Genomic DNA, 23,529 nt, shown 5'->3' on the forward strand with positions numbered 1-23,529 from the left:
CAACTGGCCGCCGCCGAGGATGCCGATGGTCGAACCGGGGGGCAGGGGAAGGGTCACTCAGTCCTCGACCGTCTCGGCGACCGCCTCGGTCTGGGCGACGCGGTAGGCGGAGAGGCGTTCGGCGAGGGCCTCGTCCGACAGGGCCAGGATCTGGGCGGCGAGCAGGCCGGCGTTCTTCGCGCCCGCCTCGCCGATGGCCAGGGTGGCGACGGGCACGCCGCCGGGCATCTGGACGATCGAGAGCAGGGAATCGAGGCCGCTGAGGGCCTTCGACTGCACCGGCACGCCGAGCACCGGCAGCTCGGTCATGGAGGCGGCCATGCCGGGCAGGTGGGCCGCGCCGCCCGCGCCGGCGATGATCAGCTTGAAGCCGGCGGCCTTGGCGCCCGTGGCGACCTCATACAGGCGCTGGGGCGTGCGGTGGGCCGAGACGACCTTGGCTTCCCAGCTGACGCCCAGGGCGTCGAGCGCATCGGCGGCGTGCTTCATCGTCGGCCAGTCGGACCGGCTGCCCATGATGATCGCCACCGGCGTCGAAGAGGTCGCCATGCTGAGGCTCCTGTCGCGGAAAGCGGCCCGTTACAGCACACGCGTTGCGCCCGCAACCAAGGGCGCTAGCATGAGGTTCATTCCGTCGACCCAGTGAGTCGCGGCCTCCCGGAGTTTCGCCGACCGTGATCGAAGCGGCCGACATCGATCTGAAGTCCGAAGTCGAGCGTCTGCGCGCCGAGGTGGAGGCTTTGCGCAAGCGCGCCGAGGCGGCCGAGGCGGCGGCGGATCACGACGTCCTGACCCCGGTTCTGAACCGGCGCGGCTTCGTCGCGGCGATGAACCGGACCATGGCCTGGTGCAACCGATACGAGGCGCCGGCGGTGCTGTTGTATCTGGATCTGGACGGGTTCAAGGGCGTCAACGACCGGATGGGCCATGCGGCCGGGGATGCGGCCCTGGTGTGGATCGCCGAGCTGCTGATGGCCAATGTGCGCGAATCGGATGCGGTCGGGCGGCTGGGCGGCGATGAGTTCGCCCTGCTGATGCTGAACGCCGGCGTCGAGGAAGGCCGCGACAAGGCCAGACGACTGGCCGAGACCATCGGCGGCGACGGCTTCGTCTGGAACGGGGAGCCGACCGGTCTGGGCGGCTCCTTCGGGGTGCGCGCCTGGAGCGGCCAGCCCGATGCGGAAACCTGGCTGGCCGAGGCCGATGCCGCCATGTGGGTCCGGAAACGCTCGCGCTGAGGCCGCACGAGGCGGCGGCGGGGCAGGATCGTGCGTGATTTGACCTTATCCGGCGTGGCGACCAGCCTTCGCCCATAGTTGCCACGGAGACCCCCATGCCCATCGCCGAGACGCCCACCCTCAGCAAGCCCTCGGGCTCCCTGCTGGACCTGATCGGCAAGACGCCGATGGTCGAGGTGACGCGGATCGACACCGGCAAGTGCCGTCTGTTCCTGAAGCTGGAGGCCCAGAACCCCGGCGGCTCGATCAAGGACCGCATCGCCCTGTCGATGATCGAGGCGGCCGAGAAGGAGGGCTGGCTCAAGCCCGGCGGCACCATCGTGGAGGCCACGGCCGGCAATACGGGTCTGGCCCTGACGCTGGTGGGCCAGAACAAGGGCTACAAGGTCCTGCTGGTCATCCCCGACAAGATGTCCAAGGAGAAGATCCAGCACCTGCGGGCCATGGGCGCCGATGTGCGGCTGACCCGGTCGGACGTGCCGCACGGCCACCCCGACTACTATACCGACATGGCCGAGCGCCTGGCCCAGCAGATCCCCGGCGGCTACTACGTCAACCAGTTCGCCAACGAGGCCAACTCGGCCGCCCATGTGAAGACCACGGGCCCGGAGATCTGGGAGCAGCTGGATCACGACGTCGACGCCTTCGTCGCCGGCATCGGCTCGGGCGGGACCATCACCGGCACGGCCCAGTATCTGAAGAGCGTGGGCTCGAACGCCCAGATCATCCTGGCCGACCCGGTCGGATCGACCCTGGCGGGCATCGTCAACGAGGGCGTGCCGGGGCCGGAGGGCAGCTATACCGTCGAAGGCATCGGCCAGAACTTCGTGCCCGACACCGCCGACATGAGCCTGATCGACAAGGCCTATTCGATCCCTGACGCGGAGGCGATCGCCGCGGTGCGCGAGCTGCTGCTCAAGGAAGGCATTCTGGCGGGCTCGTCCTCGGGCACTCTGCTGGCCACGGCCCTGCGCTGGTGCCGCGAGCAGACCGAGCCGAAGCGCTGCGTGACCCTGGTCTGCGACACGGGCGCCAAGTATCTGTCCAAGGTCTATAACGACGCCTGGCTGGCCGATCAGGGCCTCGGCGACGACCCGATCCAGGGCAATCTGTCGGACCTGATCAGCCGCAAGTACGCCGACGGCGAGGTGGTCGTGGCGGGACCGGACGACAGCCTCGACAGCGCCTTCAAGCGGATGCGCTCCAACGACGTGTCCCAGCTGCCGGTCATTCAGGACGGCCGCCTGGTCGGCATCCTGGACGAGAGCGACATCGTCCACATCATGAACACCGACGAGATCACCCGGGCGGAGCGGTTCAGGAAGCCCGTCTCCTCGGCCATGACCCGCGATCTGGACACAGTGCAGGTCAATGAGCCGCTGGACGCCCTGATCCCGCTGTTCGACCGCGACCGGGTGGCCATCGTGCTGGACGGCGAGACCTTCGTCGGCCTGATCGCCCGCGTCGACCTGATCAATCACCTGAGCCTGAACCGGTAGGATGGACCTGACCCGCCGGACCGGTCTGGGGCTGTTGGCGGCGTCGATCGCGACGCCGTCGGCGGCCGCGCAGACCGCTCCGGACGAGGTCACGACCGAGCGGGTCAACTATCAGAGCAACGGCAAGACCATCAGGGCCGCGGCCTTCCGGCCCGGGGCCAACGCCAACGGCGCCGGGGTCGTCTATGTGCACGGCTCCAACGGCATGGGACTGGACCAGCTGGCTTTCGCGCGCCGGTTCGCGACCGACGGCTATCTGTCCCTGGCCCTGACCTATCTGGACGCAGCCGAGGACGACGCCATCCGCCGGGCGCCGATCATGGAAGCCTGGCGCGACTGCGCCCGTGATGGTGTGGAATGGCTGATCGGGCAGGGCATCGACCGGCGCCGGACCGGTCTCATCGGCTATTCTCTGGGCTCCTACATCGCCGTCGACGGAGCTTTGGGCGACAGCCGGGCGGCCGCGGCGGTGGCGATCTGCGGTGGTTGGGACGTCTATGTCCCGCGCCCGCCTGCCCGGCGCATCCCGGTGCTGATCATCCGCTCCGAGCGCGACCGGGTGGTCTCGCCGGCCTCGACCCTCGCCTGGCGCGACTTCCTGCAGGAGGCCGATGTGCCGGTGCGGGTGCAGGTGACGCGAGGGGCGGGGCACCTGATGACCGCGGCCCAGTGGTCCGAGGTCTATGGCCGCAGCCAAGCCTTCTTCGCCGAACAGCTCGGCGCCTGAACCAACCCAAGGAGCCGTGAATGGCCGACCTCAAGAACTCCCAGGGCTTCTCGACCCGGGCCATCCACGCCGGCCAGCGGCCCGACCCGACGACGGGGGCCGTCATGACGCCCATCTACGCCACCTCGACCTACGCCCAGGAGAGTCCGGGCGTGAACAAGGGCTATGAGTATGCGCGCGGCAAGAACCCGACGCGGGAGGCGTTCGAGGCCTGTATCGCCGATCTGGAGGGCGGGGTTCAGGCCTTCGGCTTCGCCTCGGGCATGGCGGCGACCTCGACGGCGCTGGAACTGCTGGACGCGGGGTCGCACATCGTCACCGGCGACGACCTCTACGGCGGCTCCTGGCGGCTGTTCGAGCGGGTGCGGCGGCGCTCGATGGGGCTGGACTTCGCCTATGTCGACCTGTCGGACATCGCCGCGGTCGAGGCGGCCATCACGCCGAAGACGAAGATGCTATGGGTCGAGACGCCCACCAACCCCCTGATGAAGATCGCCGACATCGCGGCCCTGTCGAAGGTGGCCAAGGCGCACGGCCTGTTGCTGATCGTCGACAACACCTTCGCCACCCCCTTCTGCCAGCAGCCGCTGGCCCTGGGCGCGGATGTCGTCATGCACTCGGCAACCAAGTACCTGAACGGCCATTCGGACATCATCGGCGGGGTGCTGGTTGCGGGCAACGCGGACGTCGCCAAGGAGCTGAAGTTCCTGCAGAACTCGGTCGGCGGGGTGATGGGGCCGTTCGACGCCTTCCTGGCCAACAGGGGGCTGAAGACCCTGGGCCTCCGGATGAAGGCCCACTGCGAGAACGCCATGGCCGTGGCCCGCTGGCTGGAGGACCGGGCAGGCGTCCAGAAGGTCATCTATCCGGGGCTGGTCAGCCACCCGCAGCATGCGCTCGCAGCCAGCCAGATGAAGGGCTTCGGCGGGATGGTGACGGTGCTGATCGACGGCGATCTGGAGCGGACCAGGCGGGTGCTGGAGAGCGTCAAGGTCTTCACCCTGGCCGAGTCGCTGGGCGGGGTGGAGAGCCTGGTCAACCACCCGGCCATCATGACCCACGCCTCGGTGCCCAAGGAGGTCCGTGAGGCCGGCGGCGTCACCGACAACCTGATCCGCCTGTCCGTGGGCGTGGAGGACGTCGAGGACCTGATCGCCGATCTGGATCAGGCCCTCTCGGTCTAGCCGTCAGCCGGGCATGGAGACGGTGTCGGTGACGTGGATCACGCCGTTCGACTGGAACACATCAGCCTGGGTGACCGTGGCGACGCCGCCCTTCTCGTCGGTGAGGATGACCGAGGCGCCGCGCATCGATGCGGTCAGCGTACCGCCTTCCACGGTAGTCAGTTCAGCCTTGCCGCCGCCGGCCGCGATGCGGGCGGCGAGGTCGGCGGCCGTGATGCGGCCCGCGACGACGTGATAGGTCAGGATCTTCGTCAGAGTCGCCTTGTTGGCGGGCTCGACGAGGGTCTCGACCGTACCGGCCGGCAGTTTGGCGAAGGCGTCGTCGGTCGGGGCGAAGACGGTGAAGGGGCCCGGACCGGAGAGTGTCTCGACCAGGCCGGCGGCCTTGACCGCGGCGACGAGTGTCGTGTGGATCGGTGAGTTGACGGCGTTCTCGACGATGGTCTTCGTCGGGTACATGGCCGCGCCGCCGACGGTGACGGTCGCTTCGGCGTGAGCGCCGTGGGCCATGGACTGGGCGAGGGCGGGGGCGGCCCCGATCAGGGCGGCGGAGGCGAGGGCGGCGACGGCGACGCCGCGAAGCGAGACTTTGGTCATGGGACGACTTCCTGAGGTGGCCGCCTGTTGCGGTCCGTCTAATAGACGTTGGTTGCCCGTCCCCGGATGCAGATCGCGGCATCTGGCCGCGTCGGGAACCAATCTCAGAAGGCGAGGCTGACGGCGGCGACGAGGGCCGAGCCGTACTGTTCCTCCGAGGCCCCGGGGTCGGCGTTGGTGTCGTACCAGCGCAGGTCGAGCGCGACCTTGTGCGTCACGGCCCAGGTCACCCCGGCGTTCCAGCCGGTGTAGTCGACCGAGTCCTGCTGCTCGCGGCGGCCGACGGCGACCGTACCCTGGAGGGCTTTGGTGAAGGTCCAGCCGAGGCGGCCCTCGATCCAGGTCCAGCGGCCCGTGCCGCCCGCGCCGTCGGGCGAGGTCTGGAGCTGGAGCCGGCCCGAGGTGCGGCCGATCCGCCGGCTGACGTTGGCGGTGATCTCCCAGTTGTCGGCGTCCGTGCCGGGGTCGGCCTCGAGGCGCCACTGGCGGGTCACCGACAGGTCGAGCTGGAAGCCGGCGACCTTGGGCTGGACGCCGACGAAGGCCTCAGCCTGCACGCCCGATCCGCTCGCGTCGATGGTCTCGAAGCCGCCGCCCGCATAGGCCAGGCCGCCCGCCCCCTCCCAGTCCGCCGAGACGGCGACGAAGGGATCGCCCCGCGACTTTGAGGCGTCCTTGGACCGGTTGTCGGTCCCGGCTCCCATGTTGAAGGCCCACTGGCCGCGGGGCAGCAGCAGCAGGCGGGTGTGCTCGCCGTGGGTCCGGGGGCCGTCGTCGGCGGACCCGGCCGAACCCACGACCTGGCCCAACGCGGGGGAGGCGGCGAGGCAGGCCAGGACGGCGAGGGGGGCGGAAAGGCGGGTCATCCTCCCTCGCTTAGCCCCGATCGGACACTCCGCGAATGGGGTCGCGACCTGAGGCCCCAACCGGGGCGCCTAGGGCGTCACCTTCCAGCCGTCGGTGGGGCTGATCCACAGGACGGTCGAGGTCAGTTCGGGATGGGCCACGCCGCCGACCTCGACGGTGACCTGCATGGGGCCGTCAGCCTTGGCCGGATAGGTCGAGCACAGGGGCTGGCCGCCGGTCAGGATCTCGGGCAGGCCGGCGACGATCTGGGTGCGCACCGTCTCCAGGGCGTCCGGAGGCAGGGGCTGGCCGTCGATCTCGATCCGGTCGATGTCGGTCGGCTTGACGGCCTCGACCGAGCACTCCTTGCCGTCGCGGAGGACGACCTTGCTGCGGGCGAACATGATGATGGCCGGGCTGTCCTGCAGCCGGGTCTCGGCCGTGTTGAGGATGGAGCCGTCGGGCCCGAACTCATAGGCCCCGATGGCCCGGCACAGCTTCTGCGCCGGGACAGGGTCGTAGCACTGGAGCATTCCCTGACGCGCGGGCGCCAAGGGGTCGGCAGCAAGGGCGGCGGGGGCGGCGAGGGTCAGCAGCAGGGCCGTGGCGAGCATGGGGAGCCTCCGTCAGGCGACGCCGGCCTTCGTGGCGAAGGCGGCCGAGGCCACAGCGTACTCGCTGCGCAGACGGGCGACCAGTTCGGCGGCCGGGACCACGTCGTGGACCGTGCCCGCGCCCTGACCGGCGGACCAGACGGTCTTCCAGGCCCGGGCCTCGTCGCCCATGTCCAGCTTGTGCTCGGGCAGGGTCTTCGGGTCGATGCCGTTGGCCTCCAGCGACTTGATCATGAAGTTGGCCGGGATGCCCGAGACCGCCGGGGTGTGGACGATGTCGGTCGCGCCGGACTCGATGATCATCTCCTTGTACCCGTCCGACGCCATGGCCTCGGTCGTGTTGATGAAGCGGGTGCCCATATAGGCGAAGTCGGCGCCCATCATCAGGGCGGCGGCGACGTCCTGACCGTTGGACAGGCAGCCCGACAGGATGATGGTCCCCTTGAAGAACTCCCGCACCTCATTGACCAGGGCGAAGGGGTTGACGATCCCGGCGTGGCCGCCTGCGCCGTTGGCCACGAGGATCAGGCCGTCGACGCCGGCCTTGGCCGCGTTCTTCGCGTGGCGGACATTGGCGATGTCGTGGAAGACCACGCCGCCGTAGCCGTGGACCGCGTCGACCAGATCCTTGACGGCGCCCAGGGAGGTGATGACCAGCGGCACCTTGTGCTCCACCGTCACCGCCAGGTCGGCCATCAGACGCTCATTGGAGCCGTGGACGATGTGGTTGACGCCGAAGGCCGCTGCGTCGTCGTTGAGGCGCGACTTGATCTCGACCAGCCACTCCCGATAGCCCTCGGTGGTGCGCTGGTTCAGCGAGGGGAAGGTGCCGATCACGCCCGCGTTGCAGCACTCGACCACCAGATCGGGCCCGGAGACGAGGAACATCGGCGCCTCGATGACCGGCAGTTTGAGGCCCTTCTGGAGGGAAGCGGGGATGGCCATGGGCGTTTCCTTAGTTGTCTTTCGCTACGCTTAGCGGGGGTACGTCGGGTAAGGCAACGCCCCCTCCCATCCGGGGTGGGGATTATGCTAGGTCGCGGGCATGACCACAGACACTTCCGGCCTCTCCCAGCTCGGCGCCCAGACCGTGGCGCCGACCAGCCCCGAAACCGCCGTCCTGGAACGGGTGCCCAACCCGCATCCGGACACCCTCTACCTGGCCCGGTTCACGGCGCCGGAGTTCACCAGCCTGTGCCCCGTCACGGGCCAGCCGGACTTCGCCCACATCGTCATCGACTATGCCCCGGGCGAGTGGCTGGTCGAGTCGAAGAGCCTGAAGCTCTATCTGACCAGCTTCCGCAACCACGGCGCCTTCCACGAGGACTGCACCGTCGCCATCGGCCGCAAGCTTGCCGACCTGCTGCAGCCCAAGTGGCTGCGGATCGGCGGCTACTGGTACCCGCGCGGCGGCATCCCCATCGACGTCTTCTGGCAGACGGGCGCCCCGCCCGAGGGCCTGTGGCTGCCCGACCAGGGCGTGCCGACCTATCGCGGCCGGGGGTGATCGCGGCGGGCCGTTTTGCACTCGGAAAAAAGCTTTGCACTCGAGTGCAATTCTGAAGGCCGGATGTGAGATAAGCCTGACAGTCGATTGTTAACGTGGGCATTTCTTTCCCGCGATTTTCCGCGCCAGGTTTGCACTCGAGTGCAAGCGCGTGCACGACGCGGGGCGTCTGGATCAGTGATGTCAAAGACCGGAAGAAGGTAGTCTACACCCTCCCGAAAGGGCGCCGAACCGATTGGCCTGCCGTCATCACAGAGCCTTGATCGGCAAGGGGTTCATCGGCGCGCGAATGCGAGGTCGGGACCGCTTGACGGGCTCTCGCGACGGTCGTCAATGTGGCGCTTCGCACGTTCGGGATGAAGTGATGAGGCGTCGGTCGGTTTCGGTCGTGTGGGTCGGCGTCTGCCTGATGCTGGCGGGGTGCGAGGGGGCGCCGGAGAAGCCAACGGCGTCAGTGGCGTCGACGGTTCAGCCCGGTTCTGGCTGTGACGGCCCTGGTCAGCCTGAGTGCCAGAGGCTGGCCCATGTGTCCGACGGGATGCCGGTGACCAACGAGGAGTACGGGATTCGGGCGATCTTCCCTGTCGGCTCGAGGGTCTGCGAAGGCCTCAGCGGGGCGCATCCGCATGGTTTCTTCACCCGCGTGGGCGACGACCGGATGGAGTGCCAGCCTAGCCGCGATCTGCCGAATCTCAGCACGCTCAGCGTCTGGGCCGACTACAACGCCGCCTTCTATCGAACGCCAGAGGAGGCGCGGGGCGACAACTGCCGCATCACCGGCGTCGGCGACGATCTGATCAGTCCTCAGGGGCGACCGTGGGCGTTCAGAGGGCTGGCTTCGCAAACCTGCGAAGCGGTTGAGGGCGGAGGCAGGATTCGTATCGATGTTCTGGCCTATGCGGGGACCCAATCGGTCGGCATGGGCGAACCGGACGCGCCGCGGTATCTCTACAGCGCGAGCCTCTCCACGACCCGCAAGACGTTGGCGGCCGACAAGGTGGTGTTCCAGCGATTCCTCGACGGGCTGGTGCTGACGCCGCCGAAGCCTTCGGAATGATGCCCCTGGCCACTCGTCGCCTTCCCCTCGAGGCCTGGGGCCGCCATCTCCTCGCGCGGCTTCAGGCGCGGGCGGATCGGGCGGCGGGGTCGCGGTATGCCTTCGAGTTCCTGATGTTCGGGCTCAAGCAGGGCTGGGCCTGTCTGTTCGGCGGGCTGATGCTGGCGCTGCTGATGGGGACGCACTGGCTGTGGCCGGTGGTCTGGCCCAACGGGGCGCCGGTGGCGCGCTATGATTTCCTTGTCGTGGCGGCGGTGCTGATCCAGGCGGGGATGCTGGCGCTGAGGCTGGAGAGCTGGGAGGAGGCGCGGGTCATCTTCGTCTTCCATGTCGTCGGAACGATCATGGAGCTGTTCAAGACGGCGCACGGGTCTTGGATCTATCCGGAGCCGAGCCTGCTCCGGATCGGGGCCGTGCCGCTGTTCTCGGGCTTCATGTATGCGGCGGTGGGCAGCTACATCGCGCGGATCATGCGGATCTTCGACATCCGCTATCGCCACTATCCGCCGCTGTGGACGACCTGGCTGCTGGCGGCGGCGATCTACGTCAACTTCTTCGCCCATCACTGGCTGCCGGACATCCGCATCGGCCTGTTCGCGGCGACGGTGCTGCTGTTCGGACGCGGCTGGTTCTACTTCACGCCGGATCGGGTGCGGCGCAAGATGCCGTTTCTGCTGGGGTTCTTCCTGGTGGCGGTGTTCATCTGGCTGGCCGAGAACCTGGGGACGCTGGCGCGGGCCTGGGTGTATCCGGGGCAGGAGGACGGCTGGCATCCGGTCGGGCTGGCCAAGCTGGGCAGCTGGTTCCTGCTGATGATGATCTCGGTGGTGCTGGTGACCCTGGTGCACCGTCCGCAGGAGGAGCCCTGAGATATTGACACCGAGCTCTCTTAGGTTGTGTGGTGTCGGTCCATCGAAAGTCCAGGTGCCAGTTTCTGACGCGAGTTGAAAATTCGGGGGGCGGTTTGACTGATTTTAGCTGGCTTGGCTTTCTGGAGAAAGGTGTAGTTGCAGCTGTCGGGCCGACCGCCACAGTCTTGCTTGCCGGTTTTCTGGGGCAACGCTTTTCCGCGATGTGGAGCTATCGGCAAAAGCGGCGAGAGCTCGAGATGGCGCTCGCGAACAGCTTTTATACGAGTTATGGAGATTTTATCTCTGTATGGAAGCAGTGGAATTGGTGCAAGAAAACTATAACGAACAAATCTGATCTTTTAGAAAAGCAAATCGAACTTCATGCGATGGCCTCTTCGGTTGAGGGAAATATTGAGTCAGTTTTACTAAAAATTTCTTCCGAAAGAATTCTAAGTGACGAAGATTTGGATCGGTTGGGTGTTTTGAGGCAATCCTTCCAGTTCCTTAGAGAAAATATACAGAAGGGGGAAAGCGTTTCCTATGGGTATGCCTCGGATCCAGGATACATAAAATTCAAGGAACTATCTACGTTCGTCGGCAATTTGCTCGCTGCAAAATCTACAGATCTGCCTTCGCATGCAGAAGCTTTCAAAGCGTTCGTTGAAATAACAGACAACCGACATGAAGGTTGGCATCTTTGGCTGGATCGGTCCGTGCGCCTGTAGGCTTATCGGAAGCCTAACCTGGACCGTGACGATCCCAGCCGCCGGGCGGCGGGTTCAGGCCGTCGGCGCAGCGGTCGAGGACGCCGACGCAGGCGGTGAGGCCGAGCGCGGCGGCGGCGAGGATCAGGGCGGCAGGCAGGCGCAGGCGGCGGAACATGGCTCACTCCCCTCCGAAGATCGAAGGGGAGTAAGCGCGCCGATTGTGGCGGGTCGGGGGCTGGTCAACCGACGTCTGGTGCGGGATCGTCTTTGTGGATCCGACCGGGGAGGGGCACCATGTTCGACAGTCCGTACAGGCGGCCGACGCCGAAGGCCGCCGCTTGAGCCCGCGGCGCTGGGCTCCGCGCGATCTGGTCCGGTTCTGGTGGCTGGAGCGGCGCGCGACCAGCCTCGGCTGCGGGCTCACACTGGCCATGGCGGTGGTGATCATGATCGGCGTCGCGCTGGTGCTATGGCCGGTGGCGAAGTCCGAGGTCGTGGAAGGGCGGATCGAGGGGTTCGGTCTTTCGGAGACCGATTTCGGCAGTCAGGCCGTGGCCTATGTCGCCTTCGAGGGCGGGCGGGACCGGGTTCCGATAAGGCCGCAGGACGCCTGTCAGGTCGGCGACAGGGTCAGGCTGCACACCCTGCGGCACGTCTGGGGACGGTCCGCCGGCGTCATGCGGGACGGCAAACCGGTGTGCCTCCGCGGGTAGGGCGTCCTTCTCCCCCTTGCGGAAGAGAAGGACGCTTCGGCTCAGCCCCAGGCGCCCGTCGCGGCTTCCGGACGGAAGTCGAAGTCGCCGTCGGTGGACAGGGTCAGGTCCTTCCAGGCGTCGAGCTCTGCCTGCAGGCTGTTGATCTTGCCCTGGATCAGGCTAAGGCCGTCCGAGCCCGCGGCCCAGCGGACCGGCTGCTGCGGGGCGTTGACGAGGGTGACCAGCGCCTGGCCGAGCCTGGCCGGGTCGCCCGCCTGATTGCGGCTGCGGCCGTCGTAGAAGCTCTTCAGGGCGGCGGAGGCCTCGGCGTAGTCGGCGACGGGGGTCGTGCCGTGCTTGACCGAGGTGGGCTCCAGGAAGTCGGTGCGGAAGAAGCCCGGCTCGACGATGGTCACCTGAATGCCGAAGCGGGCGACCTCTCCGGCGAGGGACTCCGAGAAGCCCTCGACAGCGAACTTGGAGGCGCAGTACAGGGTCCCGCTCTCGCCGCCGACCATGCCGCCGATGGAGGAGACGTTGAAGATGCGGCCGGACCGGTTGGCGCGCATCGAGGGCAGGACTGCGCGGGTGACCGACATCAGGCCGAAGACATTGGTGTCGTACTGGCTCTGGGCGTCGGCGGCGGTGGTTTCCTCGAACATGCCGAGATGGCCATAGCCGGCGTTGTTCACGAGCACGTCGATGCGGCCGAACCGGGCGAGGGCGGCGTTGACGGCGGGCTGGGCGGCGGTCAGGTCGGCGACGTCGAGGGCGACCGAGAGGACGCGGTCGGAGTCCGGGCCGACCACCTTGATCAGGGCGTCGCGGTTGCGGCCTGCGACGACGACATTGTCGCCGGCGTCGAGGGCGGCGCGGGCGATGGCGGCGCCGAGGCCGCGGGCTGCGCCGGTGATGAACCAGGTGCGGGGAGTGGTGTTGGTCATCTCGGTATCTCCTGTGGTTGGGATGACCGTCTTGTGCGCCCTGACCGGCCCGGGAACGTAGACGGATGCCGCCAGCCTCTTGCACGATCCTGCCAGCCGGCGATGCGGGCTTGCGCGCGTGGTCCCGCAGGCGTTGAGTGTGGGCATGGAACGCTTGCACGAACTCGCCGCCCTGGTGCGGAGCCGACTGGGCGAAGGCCCGCAGGACGGCACCGCGCCGGTGCTGCTGCCCGGCATCAGCATCCTGGCCAGCGACATCGTCACTGACGCCCAGCAGATCGTCTATGAGCCCATGCTCTGCGTCATTCTGGAGGGCGCCAAGCAGACGACGCTGGGCAGTGAAAGCCATTCCTATCGGGCGGGCGACTATCTGGTGGTCTCTGCCGATCTGCCGGTCAGCGGGCAGGTGCTGACGGCGCCCTATCTGGCCCTCGGGCTGCCGCTGGACCCGGCGACGGCGGCGGAGCTGCTGATCGAGACCGAGGGCGGGCTGGCCGCCGACGAGACCCCGATCCGGGCGCTGGCGGTCAGCGCCATGGACGCCGAGATGGTGGATACGGTGACGCGTCTGGTGCGGCTGCTGGACCGGCCGGGCGACGCCACGGTGCTGGCCCCGATGATCCGGCGCGAGTTGCTGTGGCGGCTGATGCAGGGCGAGCACGCGGCCATGGTGCGCCAGATCGCGGCCGTCGACGGGCGGCTGGCCCAGGTCAAACGGGCGATCCGCTGGATCCGCACCCACTATGCCGAGCCGATGACCATCGGCGGTTTGGCGGCGCTGGCGGGGATGAGCGAGACCTCGCTGCACCGCCACTTCAAGGCCGTGACCTCGATGAGCCCGCTGCAGTACCAGAAGCAGGTGCGGCTGCAGGAGGCGCGCAACCGGCTGCTGGGGCAGGGGGGCGATATCGCCGGCGTCGGCTTCGCCGTCGGCTATGACAGCCCCAGCCAGTTCAGCCGCGAATACAGCCGCCAGTTCGGACGCCCGCCGGGCCGGGATCTGGAGCGGCTGAGGGCCGATCCGTCGCTGGCGGCGGCAGTCTAGGCCTCAGGGCAGGGTGATCGTCAGGGTCGAGAGGTCGGGGCGGACGCGCTCCAGCGGGGCCTCGGCGGTCGTGCCGATGTGGATGAAGCCAGCGACCTTCTCCCCGGCCTTCACGCCAAGGATTTCAAGCGCTTCGGCGTCATAGCTGTACCAGTCGGTGATCCAGCAGGCGGCGTAGCCCAGGGCGTCGGCGGCGTGTTCGATGTTCATGCAGACGGCGCCGGAGGACAACTCCTGCTCCCAGACCGGCTTGAGGCCGGGGGCGGCGGTGGAGATGACGAGGATCGAGACGGGGGCCGCCGTCAGCTTGGCCAGCACGGCCTGGGCCTTGCCGCCGAGGCCCTGACGGACGGCGAGGGCGGAGAGGCGTTCGGCGAGGTCGGCGCGGGTCACGGGGCCCATGACCACGAAGCGCCAGGGGAACAGCTTGCCGTGGTCGGGGGTGCGGGCGCCGAGGCGAAGGATCTCGGCGACCTCCTCGGGGTTCGGGCCGGGGGCGGTCAGGGTCTGGGCCGGGGCCGAGCGGCGCGTCGAGAGCCGGTTCAGAAGCTCCTGCGAGCGGACGGGCTGGGGCAGGAGGTCGCCGAGATCGGCCGCTTTCGGGAGTTGGGTCATGCCGCCTAGCTAGGCGCGGGAGGCGGCTTGCGCCATAGGTCGGGAGTGACCGACGACGCTGAAAAGACCACTCCGAACCCGCAACCGATCCCCGCCTGGGCGGAGGGTCTGCCGCCGACGCCTGCCTGGACGGATCTGGAGCGCAAGACCGCCTATGAGAACCCGTGGGTCACGGTGACCGAGCACCGGGCCCTGGCGCCGACCGGCAATGAGGTGCTGTACGGGGTTCTGCGGCCGAAGAGCGTGGCGACGGGGGTGCTGCCGGTGCATTCGGACGGGACGGTGACCCTGGTCGGACAGGCGCGGTTCGCCCTGATGAACTATTCCTGGGAGATGCCCGAGGGCGGGGCGCCGTTCGACGAGGACCCGTTCCTGGGCGTGCAGCGCGAGCTGGCGGAGGAGGCGGGGCTGAAGGCGCGGAGCTGGCGGCACTGCCTGACGATGGAGCTGTCCAACTCGGTCACCGACGAGATGGCCATGGCCTGGATCGCCTGGGACCTGAGCCCCGTCCCGACCGACCCGGACCCGACCGAGGTGATGACCGTGGTGCGCGTGCCCTTCCTGAGCCTGATCCACGAGATCGGGCGCGGGGCGGTCCGGGATTCGTTTACGGTGGCGACAGCATATAGGGCCTACCATATGGCCAGGGAGGGGCTTCTGCCCGGCTGGCTGGCGCACGCCATGCTGACGCGGGTATAGTCCCTGACCATCGGAGCCGTGCAGACATGACCCAACCCAAGCTTGAGGTGATCGCGGGACAGGACGCGACGACCGGTTCATCGTCGACCTGGGCCCAGTTGCGCGCCTCGGCCGAGGAGGCGGCGCGCAGCGAGCCGCATCTGGGCTCGATGATGAACGCGACCATCCTGTCGCACCTCGACCTGGCCAACTCCCTGAGTTTCCAGATCGCACGCAAGATCGGCGACGCCGAACTGGCCCCGATGAGCGTGCGCGAGGTCTGCGCCTTCGCCTTCTGGTCCGACCCCTCGATCGTGGCGGCCGCCGAGGCCGACCTTCAGGCTGTCGCCGAGCGCGATCCGGCGATCCGGTCGCTGCTGCAGCCGTTCCTCTATTTCAAGGGCTTCCAGGCGCTGCAGGCGTCGCGGGTGGCCCATTGGCTGTGGACCCAGGGGCGCGAGACCCTGGCCTTCCACTTCCAGAGCCGCATCTCCGAGCTGTTCCAGATCGACATCCATCCGGGCGCCCGGCTCGGCAAGGGGCTGTTCCTCGACCACGGCACCGGCATCGTCATCGGCGAGACGGCGGTGGTCGGCGACGAGGTCTCGATGCTGCACGGCGTGACCCTGGGCGGAACCGGGGCCGAACGCGGCGACCGTCACCCCAAGATCGGCAAGGGCGTGCTGCTGGGCGCCGGGGCCAAGGTGCTGGGCAATATCCAGATCGGCGACTACGCCAAGGTGGCCTCGGGGTCGGTGGTGCTGAAGCCCGTGCCGTCGGGCTGCACCGTCGCCGGGGTGCCGGCGCGGCTGGTCAACTGCCCCACGGGCGCCGAGCCGGCCCGGACGATGGATCATACGCTCGCCGATGTGGTCTACGACTTCTCGATCTAGGGTTTCCCCTTGCGGGCTCTGCGACTAGGGTCCGCCACCAGATTCCAACCGAGACCGCCGAGGCCCCGATGAACACCAACGACATGAAGCGCATCGAGGCGCATCTGAAGCGCACCTTCAACACGGGCGGCATCATCGTGAAGCCCCGTCCGAAGGTGAACGACTCGGCCGAGGTCTATGTCGGCGACGAGTTCGTCGGCGTGGTCTTCGACGACGAGGATGAGGACGGCAGCTTCATGTTCGAAATGGCCATCCTGTCGGAAGACCTGCCGGCCGACTGACCGGTTCGCATGACGGACAAAGAAAAACCCCCGGGCGGTTCGAACCGCCCGGGGGTTTTGTTTTTCAGCCTTGGAGCGCCGAGATCAGCGCTTGCCGAAGATGGCGTCGCCGAGCTTGGCCAGGAAGCCCTTGGGCTTGACCGGAGCAGGAGCCGGAGCCGGAGCGGCCGGAGCCGCAGCGACCGGGGCGGGCTTGGGCGCGGGAGCCGGGGTCGGGGTCGGGGTCGGGGCAGGAGCGGCGACCGGAGCAGCGGCGACCGGCGCGGGCTTCGGAGCCTCGACCGGCTTCGGTGCGGCGGGCTTGGGCGCGGCAGCCGGTTTCGCAGCGGCCTTCGGAGCGGCGGTCTTGGTCGCGGTCTTGGCGGCCGGCTTGGCGGCGGGCGTCTTCACGGCCTTGGGAGCAGCGGCGGCCTTGGGCGCGGCAGCGGGTTTGGCGGCGGGTTTCGGGGCAGCCTTGGCGGCCGGCTTTGCTGCGGCCTTCGGGGCGGCGGCAGGCTTGGCGGCGGGCTTGGGCGCAGCGGCCTTGGCGGGCGCGGCCTTCGCAGCGGCGGCCTTGGGGGCGGCGGCAGGCTTGGCAGCGGGTTTCGCCGCCGGCTTCGGGGCGGCCTTCACGGCCTTGGGCGCAGCGGTCTTGGCGGCGGTCGCCGGAGCGGCCTTGGGCGCAGCTTTCGGGGCGGTTTTCGCAGCGACGGGCTTCGCGGCGCTCGACTTTGCCGCCGGTTTGGGCTTGGAAGCGGCGGCGGGTTTCGCCGACGCGGGTTTGGATGGTGCTTTAGCCATAGAACTCGCCGACCCCTCGGTTGGAAAGAACGCCGGTCCGGCGTCCGTAATTGCATCGATTCGATATAGTACTGGCCTTTAACAAAATGTCCCAAACCGCAGTTCAGATAATCGCACGCGGCCCGCGCGCCGAGGCCGAGGCCGCCGCCGAGGCGATCGACGCCGACGTCATGCTGGAAGGCGCGACCTATTCCATCCTCGAGGAGGATGAGGACAAGGGCATCTGGCGTATCGACGCCTTCCCCACGACGGACGAGGAGGCGGCCGGGATCCAGGCGCGGCTGGCCGATCATCCGGGCGTGACGGTGACGGTCGAGGTCCTGGCCGACGCCGACTGGCTGGCCATGTCGCTGTCGGGACTGCCGCCGGTGAAGGCCGGACGGTTCTTCGTCTATGGCGCCCATGACCAGGGTCTGGTGCCCGCCAGCGCGGTGGCCCTGAAGATCGACGCGGGCGCCGCCTTTGGCACCGGCCACCACGGCACGACGGTCGGCTGTCTGCTGGCCTATGACGAACTGCTCAAGCGCGAGAAGTTCGAACGCGTTCTGGACGTCGGCTGCGGTACGGGCGTGCTGGCCATCGCGGCGGCCAAGACCGGCAGCCGCATCGCCGTCGGCACGGACATCGACGGCCCCTCGGTCCGCATCGCCAATGAGAACGCCAAACTCAATCAGGCCAAGGCGCGCTTCGTCCACGCCTCGGGTCTGAACGACCAGATGGTGCGCAAGGATGGGCCTTACGATCTGGTCTTCGCCAATATCCTGGCCCCGCCGCTGGTGGCCCTGTCGCAGGACATCAAGCTGGCGCTGCGCCTCGGCGGGGTGGCCATCCTGTCCGGCCTGCTGCGGACGCAGGAGCGGCGGGTGACGGCGGCCTATCTGTCCAAGGGATTCCGGCTGGAGCGGCGCATCCATCGCGACGCCTGGAGCGCCCTGGTGCTGCGCCGGATGGGTTAACAGGACGCTCCCTGGGGAACTCCCGCCGTCAGGGGCCGTTTCGGGGGCTTAGTGGCGGGAGGAACCCCATGACCCAGTACGACCCCAAGCTTGATCCCATGCCCGGTTCGGGGCGGCCCCTGCCGGGCGAGCCGGTCTATACGGAGACCGTGATCGTGCGGCGCGAGTCCAACACCGGCTGGTGGATCGCGGGCGGGCTGGCGATGGTGATCGTCATCGCCGTGTTCTGGATCCTGGCCTCGCGGGCGACAACGCCCACGGACGATACCGAGGCGCGGCTGGCGGAAGCGCAGGCCGCGCAAGCCGTGGCCCAGGCCCAGGCCTCGGCCGACGTGGCCGCCGTTCAGGGCCAGATTGCCGGCGGGCAGCAGAGCCTGGCCCTGGCGCGCGCCGACGCCGCCCGCGCCCAGGCCGAGGCCCAGCGCGCCGACAGCGAGGCCCGCGCGGCTGAGGCGCGCTCGGCTCCGCCCGCCGTCGTGACCCCCGCGCCGTCGAGCGGCGTGGCGGTGATCACCCCGACGTCGCCGCAGCCCTGATCCAAAGGTCGCGCTTGCCCTGAAGGGGGCCTGAGGTGCTAGAGGCGCGTCATGCCTCTGCACATGATCAAGCTCAGCGTCGGCGTGGACAATGTCGAATGGCTGGAGGAGCGCGCCCGCAAGGGGCCGCTGGTCGTCCACACCCGGATGACGCCCAAGCGGGCGGCCGAGATGGAGGACGGCGGCTCCCTCTACTGGGTGACCAAGGGCGTCATCCAGTGCCGCATGCCGATCACCGACATCACCACGCGCGGCGAGGGCAAGGCCAGCGAATGCCTGATCACCCTGGCTCCCGAGGTGATCCGCACGGCCCCGCAGGCGCGTAGGCCCTTCCAGGGCTGGCGTTACCTGGAGCCGAAGGACGCGCCGGTCGATCTGACGACGATGGACGCGGGCGATCTGCCGGACGATCTGGCGATCCAGCTGCGCGAGATGGGCGCCTGGTAAAAGTGCTCCGTCAGATCGTCATTCCGATTGCGGAGGCGGCGGCGAGCCCGATCAGGATCACCATCAGAGCCCACTGGATCGCTCGCCGGCGGACCATGGCGGAGGCGACGCAAAGCACGACCGGAATACAAAGCACGGCGATGTAGATCAGCTCGCGGGGGGTGAGCACGCCGTGGCGGCTCGCGAAATAGACGAACCGCAGGGCGTAGGACGTGAAGAACAGGCTGAACAGGATCCAGATGTAACGGCGATGGCGCGCGAGGTAGGCGGTCAGGTCCAGGCCTTCGCCTTCGGCCAGCTCGGCCTCGTCGGGCAGGCAGGCCGCGGTGGCGAGAAACAGCAGTCCCATCTCCATCAGGAGCGACAGATAGAACCAGAAGCCGCCGACGCCCTGAAAGCCTTTCAGGTCCCAGATGTTGTACCAGATCCAGACCTGCATGAACCCGGCGAAGCCGGCGGTGGCGAGGGCGAGGGCGTCCCATTTGACCCGGGCGCGCTGTTTGATCAGCCGATGCAGACTTGTGGCCAGATCCGCCAGACCGAGGCCAACGATCAGCGACACCAGTCCGATCAGATATTCGAACCGATCCATGCATTCCCCCTCATGGTTGCCGCCATCGCCTGAATCTACGGAGGCAGCGCGACAAACGGCGGTCAGTGCGATTTAAAGTCAAGCTTACCCCGGCTGTCGGGCACGGGTTTCGCCGTGCAGGAAGCGGAGTAGGGTGGCGGCTTCGGTAAGGGAGACCGCCATGACCGCCACGTTCGGCCAGTGCTGCTATGTGACGGCCGTCCACGATGTGGCGGCGACGCAGGCGTACTTCGTGGACAAGCTGGCGTTCGAGCCGCTGGACATCGACGCGCCCGGCTGGCGGTTCGTGCAGCGGGGCACGGCGCGGTTCGACATGGGCGAATGCATCGGCGTGCCCGAGGCGAAGACCCTGGGCGACCATTCGTGGATCGCGCGGATCTTCGTCGAGGGGCTGGACGACTATCACGCCGAGATCGCGCCGCGCGGGGCCGAGATCCTGAACGGGCCGACGGACAAGCCGTGGGGGCTGCGCGAGATGGCGGTGCGGACGCCGGACGGGCACCGGATCATGTTCTGCGAGGTGATCGGCTAAGGTGGCGGGGCGCCCCGACCCGCGATCTCCGCATCGACATCGGCGACCCGGGATTCGAGCATCGCAAGATAGGGCGCGCCGTATTGAGCCATCTTCTCGGGCGAGTATCCCCGGATGGCGACCTTGTAGCGCTCCACCTCGTCGACGAGCTGGGCTCTGAGCCGTTCGAGCTGGTTCAGGGTCAGGCTCTTTCGCTGCAGATGGGCGTTGGCGCTGTGCATCGAGACCTAGAGCTCCAGCCCCGCCTCGCCGCGGAGAATCGCTTCGGCCTCGGGGGTGTGTTTGGCGCCGGAACGGTCGTGGAGGATCAGGGCGGGGAGGAGTTTCAGCGGGGCGCGGCCGGTGCGGACGGCCTGGACGAGGACGCGTTTGGCGGGCTGATCGGCGAAGGGCTGGATGGGCAGGATGGTGAAGGAGCCCGCCTTTTCGCCCAGGGTGGAAAAAATGTCCGCCAGACGGTCGGCGCGGTGGATCATCAGAATGCGGCCGCCTTCGCGGGTCGCCTTGAGCAGGATCGAGGACCAGGCGGCAAGGCCGTCGTCGGCCATCCAGGCGCCGCGCTTGCCGGGGGCAGGGGCGCGCAAGGCGCCCGCGTCGTCGAAGAAGGGCGGGTTGGAGACGGCCCAGTCGAAGGGCTTCAGATCCAGCGGCCGAAAGCTGTCGGCGACGTCGCCGGTCAGGACGGTCATGCGGCCCTCAAATCCATTGAGGGCGGCGTTTTCGCGGGCGAGGGCGGCCGCCGCAGGGTCCCGCTCCAGCCCGGTCAACACGGCCTCGGGACGGCGGGCGGCGACTTGGGTCAGGACGGCGCCGGCGCCGCAGCCGGCCTCGAACACCCGATCCCCCGGCTTCGCATTGACGGCGGCCGCGAGGAGGGCGGCGTCCATTCCGGCGCGGTAGCCGCTCACCGGCTGGCGCAGCCGGACGCGACCGCCCAGCAGGGCGCTTTCGGCGACCTCCGTTCCCGGGGATTCCGATGTCAATACGGACGTCACGCGGCTTGACCCATCATGGCCCGACCACCATTGTCCCGCCAATCGGCCCGTCGCAAGACGGGACGACTTCTGACGGGCGTTTCCCCCCTTTCGCGCCCGGGTTTCGAAAGAGTTTTGCGTGGACGCCGTCACCCTGACCTCCGACCGGCCCTCTGACGGGCGCAGCGCCCGGCCGACGGGCGACGTCGAGGCCCTGGCGCGTCTGGCCCAGGCTGACATGGCCGCCGTCGACGCCCTGATCATCGACCGGATGCAGTCCGACGTGCCGGTGATTCCGCTGCTGGCCGAACATATCGTGGCGGCGGGCGGCAAGCGGATGCGGCCCCTGATCACCGTGGCGGCCGCGCGCGCCGCCGGTGGAAGCATCGAACACCCGCTCAAGCTGGCCGCCTCGGTCGAGTTCATCCACACCGCCACCCTGCTGCACGACGACGTCGTGGACGGGTCGGAGCGGCGGCGCGGCAAGGTCGCAGCCCATCTGATCTGGGGCTCGGCCACGAGCGTGCTGGTCGGCGACTTCCTGTTCGCCCGGGCTTTCGAGCTGATGGTCGAGACCGGCCAGATGCGGGCTTTGGGCATTCTGGCGCGGGCGTCCAGCGTGATCGCGGCGGGCGAGGTGCTGCAGCTGACGCGCGCCCACGACCTGAACCTGGACCGCGATACCTATCTGCAGATCATCTCGGCCAAGACCGCCGAACTGTTCGCCGCGGCGGCCGAGGCCGGGGCAGTGGGGGCGGGCGCCGACGACGCGGCCGTGGCGGCCCTGCGGTCCTATGGTCTGAACCTGGGTCTGGCCTTCCAGCTGGCCGACGACGCCCTGGACTATGGCGGCTCCAGCGAGGCCCTGGGCAAGAACGCGGGCGACGACTTCCGCGAAGGCAAGGTCACCCTGCCGCTGCTGCTGGCCATGGCCAGGACCAAGGGGCGCGAGGACGCCTTCTGGGACCGGACCATCACCAAGGGCGAGCGCACCGAGGACGACTTCCGCCGGGCGCGCGAACTGATCATCGGCACCGGATCGGTGACGGCGACCCTGGATGCGGCCGGCGACTATGCCGACGCGGCCAAGGCGGCCCTGCGGGTGCTGCCGCACAGCGACTGGCGCGATGCGCTGGATCAGCTGGCGGACTTTGCCGTCAGTCGCGCCGCCTGACGGCGGCGTAAAGGGAAGCAGCCGGGCCGTGCGAGCCCGGTTCATCGAATCGGAAAGCGACGCGGCTCAGGTCAGCCTGAGAACCGCGTGGGCGATCTCGCGCCAGAAGACGCCGCAGACCATGCCGGCCGCCAGCAGTCCCGCCGCCGAGAACAGCGAGAAGGTGTGACGCGCCTGAGGATCCTGATGGACCATTTCAGCCTCCCTGCCGGAACGTTGAATCGCCCCGGAACACATTACGCCCGAGGTTAACGCCATTCAGGCTGAACGCAAAGCGTGACGCTTTGGGTGCAATTTCAGGTCAGGCTGGCGGCGAAACGCTGAATCCGGCCGCAGGCCTCTTCCAGGATGGTTTCCGAGGTCGCGTAGCTGATGCGGAAGTAGGGGCTGAGGCCGAAGGCCGCGCCCTGGACCACGGCCACGCCCTCGGCCTCCAGCAGTTCGGAGGTGAAGACCTCGTCGTCGGTGATGGTCACGCCGGAGGGGGTCTTCTTGCCGATCAGGCCCGCGATCGAGGGATAGACGTAGAAGGCGCCCTCGGGCGTCAGGCAGGTAATGCCCGTCGCCTGGTTCAGCATGGAGACGACCAGGTCGCGGCGCTTCTCGAAGGCGTCCTTGCGCGGCGCGAGGAAGTCCTGGGTTCCGTTCAGGGCCTCGACGGCGGCGAACTGGCTGATCGAGGTCGGGTTGGAGGTCGTCTGGCTGGCGACCTTGCGCATCAGGTCAATCAGGGCCTTGGGGCCGCCGGCGTAACCAATGCGCCAGCCGGTCATGGCATAGGCCTTGGACACGCCGTTCACCGTCAGGGTGCGGTCGTAGAGCTTCGGTTCGACCTGGGCGATGGTCGTGTATTCGAAGTCGCCGAAGGTCAGGTGCTCATACATGTCGTCCGTCAGGATCCAGACCTGAGGGTGACGCAGCAGGACGTCGGCGAGGGCCTGGAGCTCGGCGCGGGTGTAGGCGGCGCCGGTCGGGTTCGACGGGGAGTTGAGGATCAGCCACTTGGTCTTCGGCGTGATCGCGGCTTCCAGCACCTCGGGACGCAGCTTGAAGCCGTCCTTCTCCTCGCCGGTCACGAAGACGGGCTCGCCCCCTGCCAGCAGGGTCATGTCGGGGTAGGAGACCCAGTAGGGGGCCGGGACGATGACCTCGTCGCCCGGGTTCAGGGTGGCGACCAGGGCGTTGAAGATGACCGGCTTGCCGCCCGGGGCGACGTGGATCTGCGACACGTCGTAGGTCAGGCCGTTCTCGCGCGCGAACTTGGCGCAGATGGCCTTCTTGAGCGCGGGCATGCCGTCGGCGTCGGTGTACTTCGTCTCGCCGTTGTGGATGGCGACGATGGCCGCGGCCTTGATGTTGTCCGGGGTGTCGAAGTCCGGCTCGCCGGCGCCCAGGCCGATGATGTCGCGACCGGCGGCGGCGAGGGCGCGGGCCTTGGCGCTGACCGCGATGGTGGCGGACGGCTTGACGCGGGCGAGGGCGTCGGACTGGAGCGTGGACATGAGCAGATCCCGGAGCCTGGAGGAGGAAGGCGGCGGGCTTCTTTACGCAGATGATGTG

Annotated in this window: 32 protein-coding genes; 18 read left to right on the plus strand and 14 right to left on the minus strand. The window is 68.3% G+C overall.

Going from position 1 to position 23,529, the window contains the following annotated elements; genetic code table 11:
• Positions 1-57: 57 nt before the first annotated feature.
• Entirely contained in the window at positions 58-549 is a 492-nt protein-coding gene (purE, locus tag ACW172_RS15935) for a 5-(carboxyamino)imidazole ribonucleotide mutase (RefSeq protein ID WP_492032414.1), read from the minus strand.
• A 125-nt stretch (positions 550-674) separates the two neighbouring features.
• Here purE and ACW172_RS15940 point away from each other — a divergent pair, with 125 nt between their 5' ends.
• From ACW172_RS15940 to ACW172_RS15955, 4 genes are all read left to right on the plus strand, one after another.
• Positions 675-1,238 carry a GGDEF domain-containing protein gene (locus ACW172_RS15940; RefSeq protein WP_492032415.1) on the plus strand — a complete coding sequence of 188 codons (564 nt, stop codon included), beginning with the start codon at positions 675-677 and terminating at the stop codon, positions 1,236-1,238.
• Positions 1,239-1,333: 95 nt separating this feature from the next.
• Positions 1,334-2,737 carry a pyridoxal-phosphate dependent enzyme gene (locus tag ACW172_RS15945; RefSeq protein ID WP_492032416.1) on the plus strand — a complete coding sequence of 468 codons (1,404 nt, stop codon included), beginning with the start codon at positions 1,334-1,336 and terminating at the stop codon, positions 2,735-2,737.
• 1 nt (position 2,738) lies between these two features.
• Positions 2,739-3,464, plus strand: a complete 726-nt coding sequence (locus ACW172_RS15950; RefSeq protein ID WP_492032417.1) for a dienelactone hydrolase family protein — start codon at positions 2,739-2,741, stop codon at positions 3,462-3,464.
• 20 nt (positions 3,465-3,484) lie between these two features.
• On the plus strand, positions 3,485-4,648 hold the full coding sequence (locus tag ACW172_RS15955; protein WP_492032418.1) for a cystathionine gamma-synthase: 1,164 nt from the start codon (positions 3,485-3,487) through the stop codon (positions 4,646-4,648).
• A gap of 3 nt (positions 4,649-4,651) precedes the next feature.
• On the opposite strand, the gene ACW172_RS15960 is transcribed toward ACW172_RS15955, so the two are convergent.
• The 4 genes from ACW172_RS15960 to ACW172_RS15975 all read right to left on the minus strand — a co-directional run bounded on the left by ACW172_RS15960 (position 4,652) and on the right by ACW172_RS15975 (position 7,650).
• A complete protein-coding gene (locus tag ACW172_RS15960; protein WP_492032419.1) occupies positions 4,652-5,245 on the minus strand; it encodes a fasciclin domain-containing protein in 594 nt (197 codons plus the stop codon).
• A gap of 104 nt (positions 5,246-5,349) precedes the next feature.
• Complete coding sequence (locus ACW172_RS15965; protein WP_492032420.1) at positions 5,350-6,111, minus strand: TorF family putative porin; 762 nt, start codon at positions 6,109-6,111, stop codon at positions 5,350-5,352.
• Positions 6,112-6,180: 69 nt separating this feature from the next.
• Positions 6,181-6,705 (minus strand): hypothetical protein, encoded by a 525-nt coding sequence (locus tag ACW172_RS15970; RefSeq protein ID WP_492032421.1) that lies wholly within the window; start codon positions 6,703-6,705, stop codon positions 6,181-6,183.
• A gap of 12 nt (positions 6,706-6,717) precedes the next feature.
• Positions 6,718-7,650 carry an NAD(P)H-dependent flavin oxidoreductase gene (locus ACW172_RS15975; protein WP_492032422.1) on the minus strand — a complete coding sequence of 311 codons (933 nt, stop codon included), beginning with the start codon at positions 7,648-7,650 and terminating at the stop codon, positions 6,718-6,720.
• Between the two features lie 100 nt (positions 7,651-7,750).
• On the opposite strand from ACW172_RS15975, the gene queF reads away from it, so the two are divergent.
• From queF to ACW172_RS15995, 4 genes are all read left to right on the plus strand, one after another.
• A complete protein-coding gene (gene queF, locus ACW172_RS15980; RefSeq protein ID WP_492032423.1) occupies positions 7,751-8,212 on the plus strand; it encodes a preQ(1) synthase in 462 nt (153 codons plus the stop codon).
• Between the two features lie 526 nt (positions 8,213-8,738).
• Positions 8,739-9,269: a hypothetical protein gene (locus ACW172_RS15985; RefSeq protein WP_492032424.1), complete on the plus strand. Its 531-nt coding sequence runs from the start codon at positions 8,739-8,741 to the stop codon at positions 9,267-9,269.
• Positions 9,269-10,138, plus strand: coding sequence for a DUF817 domain-containing protein (locus ACW172_RS15990; RefSeq protein WP_492032425.1), 870 nt, complete (start codon positions 9,269-9,271; stop codon positions 10,136-10,138). The genes ACW172_RS15985 and ACW172_RS15990 overlap by 1 nt, the downstream gene beginning before the upstream one ends.
• 95 nt (positions 10,139-10,233) lie before the next feature.
• Complete coding sequence (locus ACW172_RS15995) at positions 10,234-10,845, plus strand: hypothetical protein (RefSeq protein WP_492032426.1); 612 nt, start codon at positions 10,234-10,236, stop codon at positions 10,843-10,845.
• Between the two features lie 13 nt (positions 10,846-10,858).
• Here ACW172_RS15995 and ACW172_RS16000 read toward each other — a convergent pair whose 3' ends face one another.
• Positions 10,859-11,002 carry a hypothetical protein gene (locus ACW172_RS16000; protein ID WP_492032427.1) on the minus strand — a complete coding sequence of 48 codons (144 nt, stop codon included), beginning with the start codon at positions 11,000-11,002 and terminating at the stop codon, positions 10,859-10,861.
• A 94-nt stretch (positions 11,003-11,096) separates the two neighbouring features.
• Here ACW172_RS16000 and ACW172_RS16005 point away from each other — a divergent pair, with 94 nt between their 5' ends.
• Positions 11,097-11,540 (plus strand): hypothetical protein, encoded by a 444-nt coding sequence (locus ACW172_RS16005; RefSeq protein ID WP_492032428.1) that lies wholly within the window; start codon positions 11,097-11,099, stop codon positions 11,538-11,540.
• A gap of 41 nt (positions 11,541-11,581) precedes the next feature.
• On the opposite strand, the gene ACW172_RS16010 is transcribed toward ACW172_RS16005, so the two are convergent.
• The gene (locus ACW172_RS16010; RefSeq protein WP_492032429.1) at positions 11,582-12,466 is read right to left on the minus strand and encodes an oxidoreductase; all 885 of its coding nucleotides are present in this window, start codon (positions 12,464-12,466) and stop codon (positions 11,582-11,584) included.
• 145 nt (positions 12,467-12,611) lie between these two features.
• On the opposite strand from ACW172_RS16010, the gene ACW172_RS16015 reads away from it, so the two are divergent.
• Complete coding sequence (locus tag ACW172_RS16015) at positions 12,612-13,511, plus strand: AraC family transcriptional regulator (RefSeq protein ID WP_492032430.1); 900 nt, start codon at positions 12,612-12,614, stop codon at positions 13,509-13,511.
• Positions 13,512-13,514: 3 nt separating this feature from the next.
• Here the strand turns inward: ACW172_RS16015 and ACW172_RS16020 are convergent, their stop codons facing one another.
• Positions 13,515-14,126 (minus strand): nitroreductase family protein, encoded by a 612-nt coding sequence (locus tag ACW172_RS16020; RefSeq protein ID WP_492032431.1) that lies wholly within the window; start codon positions 14,124-14,126, stop codon positions 13,515-13,517.
• Positions 14,127-14,171: 45 nt separating this feature from the next.
• On the opposite strand from ACW172_RS16020, the gene ACW172_RS16025 reads away from it, so the two are divergent.
• The 3 genes from ACW172_RS16025 (at position 14,172) to ACW172_RS16035 (ending at position 15,978) form a co-directional block, all read left to right on the plus strand.
• The gene (locus ACW172_RS16025) at positions 14,172-14,825 is read left to right on the plus strand and encodes an NUDIX domain-containing protein (RefSeq protein WP_492032432.1); all 654 of its coding nucleotides are present in this window, start codon (positions 14,172-14,174) and stop codon (positions 14,823-14,825) included.
• Between the two features lie 26 nt (positions 14,826-14,851).
• Positions 14,852-15,697 carry a serine O-acetyltransferase gene (gene cysE / locus ACW172_RS16030; RefSeq protein WP_492032433.1) on the plus strand — a complete coding sequence of 282 codons (846 nt, stop codon included), beginning with the start codon at positions 14,852-14,854 and terminating at the stop codon, positions 15,695-15,697.
• Between the two features lie 68 nt (positions 15,698-15,765).
• Positions 15,766-15,978: a DUF3126 family protein gene (locus ACW172_RS16035; protein ID WP_492032434.1), complete on the plus strand. Its 213-nt coding sequence runs from the start codon at positions 15,766-15,768 to the stop codon at positions 15,976-15,978.
• Between the two features lie 84 nt (positions 15,979-16,062).
• Here the strand turns inward: ACW172_RS16035 and ACW172_RS16040 are convergent, their stop codons facing one another.
• A complete protein-coding gene (locus ACW172_RS16040; RefSeq protein ID WP_492032435.1) occupies positions 16,063-16,758 on the minus strand; it encodes a hypothetical protein in 696 nt (231 codons plus the stop codon).
• Positions 16,759-16,844: 86 nt separating this feature from the next.
• Here ACW172_RS16040 and ACW172_RS16045 point away from each other — a divergent pair, with 86 nt between their 5' ends.
• From ACW172_RS16045 to ACW172_RS16055, 3 genes are all read left to right on the plus strand, one after another.
• Positions 16,845-17,714 (plus strand): 50S ribosomal protein L11 methyltransferase, encoded by an 870-nt coding sequence (locus ACW172_RS16045; RefSeq protein ID WP_492032436.1) that lies wholly within the window; start codon positions 16,845-16,847, stop codon positions 17,712-17,714.
• 68 nt (positions 17,715-17,782) lie between these two features.
• Complete coding sequence (locus ACW172_RS16050) at positions 17,783-18,250, plus strand: hypothetical protein (protein ID WP_492032437.1); 468 nt, start codon at positions 17,783-17,785, stop codon at positions 18,248-18,250.
• Positions 18,251-18,301: 51 nt separating this feature from the next.
• Entirely contained in the window at positions 18,302-18,697 is a 396-nt protein-coding gene (locus ACW172_RS16055) for a DUF1489 family protein (protein WP_492032438.1), read from the plus strand.
• A 10-nt stretch (positions 18,698-18,707) separates the two neighbouring features.
• On the opposite strand, the gene ACW172_RS16060 is transcribed toward ACW172_RS16055, so the two are convergent.
• A complete protein-coding gene (locus ACW172_RS16060) occupies positions 18,708-19,289 on the minus strand; it encodes a hypothetical protein (protein ID WP_492032439.1) in 582 nt (193 codons plus the stop codon).
• A gap of 160 nt (positions 19,290-19,449) precedes the next feature.
• On the opposite strand from ACW172_RS16060, the gene ACW172_RS16065 reads away from it, so the two are divergent.
• Positions 19,450-19,821 (plus strand): VOC family protein, encoded by a 372-nt coding sequence (locus ACW172_RS16065; RefSeq protein WP_492032440.1) that lies wholly within the window; start codon positions 19,450-19,452, stop codon positions 19,819-19,821.
• Here the strand turns inward: ACW172_RS16065 and ACW172_RS16070 are convergent.
• Together ACW172_RS16070 and ACW172_RS16075 are read right to left on the minus strand one after the other, a co-directional pair.
• Positions 19,818-20,042 carry a hypothetical protein gene (locus ACW172_RS16070; protein ID WP_492032441.1) on the minus strand — a complete coding sequence of 75 codons (225 nt, stop codon included), beginning with the start codon at positions 20,040-20,042 and terminating at the stop codon, positions 19,818-19,820. The two genes, ACW172_RS16065 and ACW172_RS16070, sit on opposite strands and share 4 nt — an antisense overlap.
• Positions 20,043-20,048: 6 nt before the next feature.
• Positions 20,049-20,804 (minus strand): tRNA1(Val) (adenine(37)-N6)-methyltransferase, encoded by a 756-nt coding sequence (locus ACW172_RS16075; protein WP_492032442.1) that lies wholly within the window; start codon positions 20,802-20,804, stop codon positions 20,049-20,051.
• Between the two features lie 130 nt (positions 20,805-20,934).
• On the opposite strand from ACW172_RS16075, the gene ACW172_RS16080 reads away from it, so the two are divergent.
• A complete protein-coding gene (locus ACW172_RS16080) occupies positions 20,935-21,969 on the plus strand; it encodes a polyprenyl synthetase family protein (RefSeq protein ID WP_492032443.1) in 1,035 nt (344 codons plus the stop codon).
• A gap of 66 nt (positions 21,970-22,035) precedes the next feature.
• Here ACW172_RS16080 and ACW172_RS16085 read toward each other — a convergent pair whose 3' ends face one another.
• Both ACW172_RS16085 and ACW172_RS16090 read right to left on the minus strand, forming a co-directional pair.
• Entirely contained in the window at positions 22,036-22,164 is a 129-nt protein-coding gene (locus tag ACW172_RS16085) for a hypothetical protein (protein ID WP_492032444.1), read from the minus strand.
• A gap of 101 nt (positions 22,165-22,265) precedes the next feature.
• Positions 22,266-23,471: a pyridoxal phosphate-dependent aminotransferase gene (locus ACW172_RS16090; protein WP_492032445.1), complete on the minus strand. Its 1,206-nt coding sequence runs from the start codon at positions 23,469-23,471 to the stop codon at positions 22,266-22,268.
• Positions 23,472-23,529 lie beyond the last annotated feature (58 nt).

The sequence above is a fragment of the Brevundimonas sp. ALps5 genome (assembly GCF_058681645.1).

Bases quoted from the DNA above. Each gene is read 5' to 3' on its own strand.
- purE (WP_492032414.1), bottom strand. From the start codon at position 549: ATGGCGACCTCTTCGACGCCGGTGGCGATCATCATGGGCAGCCGGTCC.
- ACW172_RS16085 (WP_492032444.1), bottom strand. From the start codon at position 22,164: ATGGTCCATCAGGATCCTCAGGCGCGTCACACCTTCTCGCTGTTCTCG.
- ACW172_RS15970 (WP_492032421.1), bottom strand. From the start codon at position 6,705: ATGCTCGCCACGGCCCTGCTGCTGACCCTCGCCGCCCCCGCCGCCCTT.
- ACW172_RS16050 (WP_492032437.1), top strand. From the start codon at position 17,783: ATGACCCAGTACGACCCCAAGCTTGATCCCATGCCCGGTTCGGGGCGG.
- ACW172_RS16090 (WP_492032445.1), bottom strand. From the start codon at position 23,471: ATGTCCACGCTCCAGTCCGACGCCCTCGCCCGCGTCAAGCCGTCCGCC.
- ACW172_RS16070 (WP_492032441.1), bottom strand. From the start codon at position 20,042: ATGCACAGCGCCAACGCCCATCTGCAGCGAAAGAGCCTGACCCTGAAC.
- ACW172_RS16065 (WP_492032440.1), top strand. From the start codon at position 19,450: ATGACCGCCACGTTCGGCCAGTGCTGCTATGTGACGGCCGTCCACGAT.
- ACW172_RS15975 (WP_492032422.1), bottom strand. From the start codon at position 7,650: ATGGCCATCCCCGCTTCCCTCCAGAAGGGCCTCAAACTGCCGGTCATC.
- ACW172_RS15960 (WP_492032419.1), bottom strand. From the start codon at position 5,245: ATGACCAAAGTCTCGCTTCGCGGCGTCGCCGTCGCCGCCCTCGCCTCC.
- ACW172_RS16055 (WP_492032438.1), top strand. From the start codon at position 18,302: ATGCCTCTGCACATGATCAAGCTCAGCGTCGGCGTGGACAATGTCGAA.
- ACW172_RS15945 (WP_492032416.1), top strand. From the start codon at position 1,334: ATGCCCATCGCCGAGACGCCCACCCTCAGCAAGCCCTCGGGCTCCCTG.
- cysE (WP_492032433.1), top strand. From the start codon at position 14,852: ATGACCCAACCCAAGCTTGAGGTGATCGCGGGACAGGACGCGACGACC.
- ACW172_RS16000 (WP_492032427.1), bottom strand. From the start codon at position 11,002: ATGTTCCGCCGCCTGCGCCTGCCTGCCGCCCTGATCCTCGCCGCCGCC.
- ACW172_RS15965 (WP_492032420.1), bottom strand. From the start codon at position 6,111: ATGACCCGCCTTTCCGCCCCCCTCGCCGTCCTGGCCTGCCTCGCCGCC.
- ACW172_RS16015 (WP_492032430.1), top strand. From the start codon at position 12,612: ATGGAACGCTTGCACGAACTCGCCGCCCTGGTGCGGAGCCGACTGGGC.
- ACW172_RS15950 (WP_492032417.1), top strand. From the start codon at position 2,739: ATGGACCTGACCCGCCGGACCGGTCTGGGGCTGTTGGCGGCGTCGATC.
- ACW172_RS16040 (WP_492032435.1), bottom strand. From the start codon at position 16,758: ATGGCTAAAGCACCATCCAAACCCGCGTCGGCGAAACCCGCCGCCGCT.
- ACW172_RS16035 (WP_492032434.1), top strand. From the start codon at position 15,766: ATGAACACCAACGACATGAAGCGCATCGAGGCGCATCTGAAGCGCACC.
- ACW172_RS16045 (WP_492032436.1), top strand. From the start codon at position 16,845: ATGTCCCAAACCGCAGTTCAGATAATCGCACGCGGCCCGCGCGCCGAG.
- ACW172_RS15955 (WP_492032418.1), top strand. From the start codon at position 3,485: ATGGCCGACCTCAAGAACTCCCAGGGCTTCTCGACCCGGGCCATCCAC.
- ACW172_RS16010 (WP_492032429.1), bottom strand. From the start codon at position 12,466: ATGACCAACACCACTCCCCGCACCTGGTTCATCACCGGCGCAGCCCGC.
- ACW172_RS15990 (WP_492032425.1), top strand. From the start codon at position 9,269: ATGCCCCTGGCCACTCGTCGCCTTCCCCTCGAGGCCTGGGGCCGCCAT.
- ACW172_RS16060 (WP_492032439.1), bottom strand. From the start codon at position 19,289: ATGGATCGGTTCGAATATCTGATCGGACTGGTGTCGCTGATCGTTGGC.
- queF (WP_492032423.1), top strand. From the start codon at position 7,751: ATGACCACAGACACTTCCGGCCTCTCCCAGCTCGGCGCCCAGACCGTG.
- ACW172_RS16020 (WP_492032431.1), bottom strand. From the start codon at position 14,126: ATGACCCAACTCCCGAAAGCGGCCGATCTCGGCGACCTCCTGCCCCAG.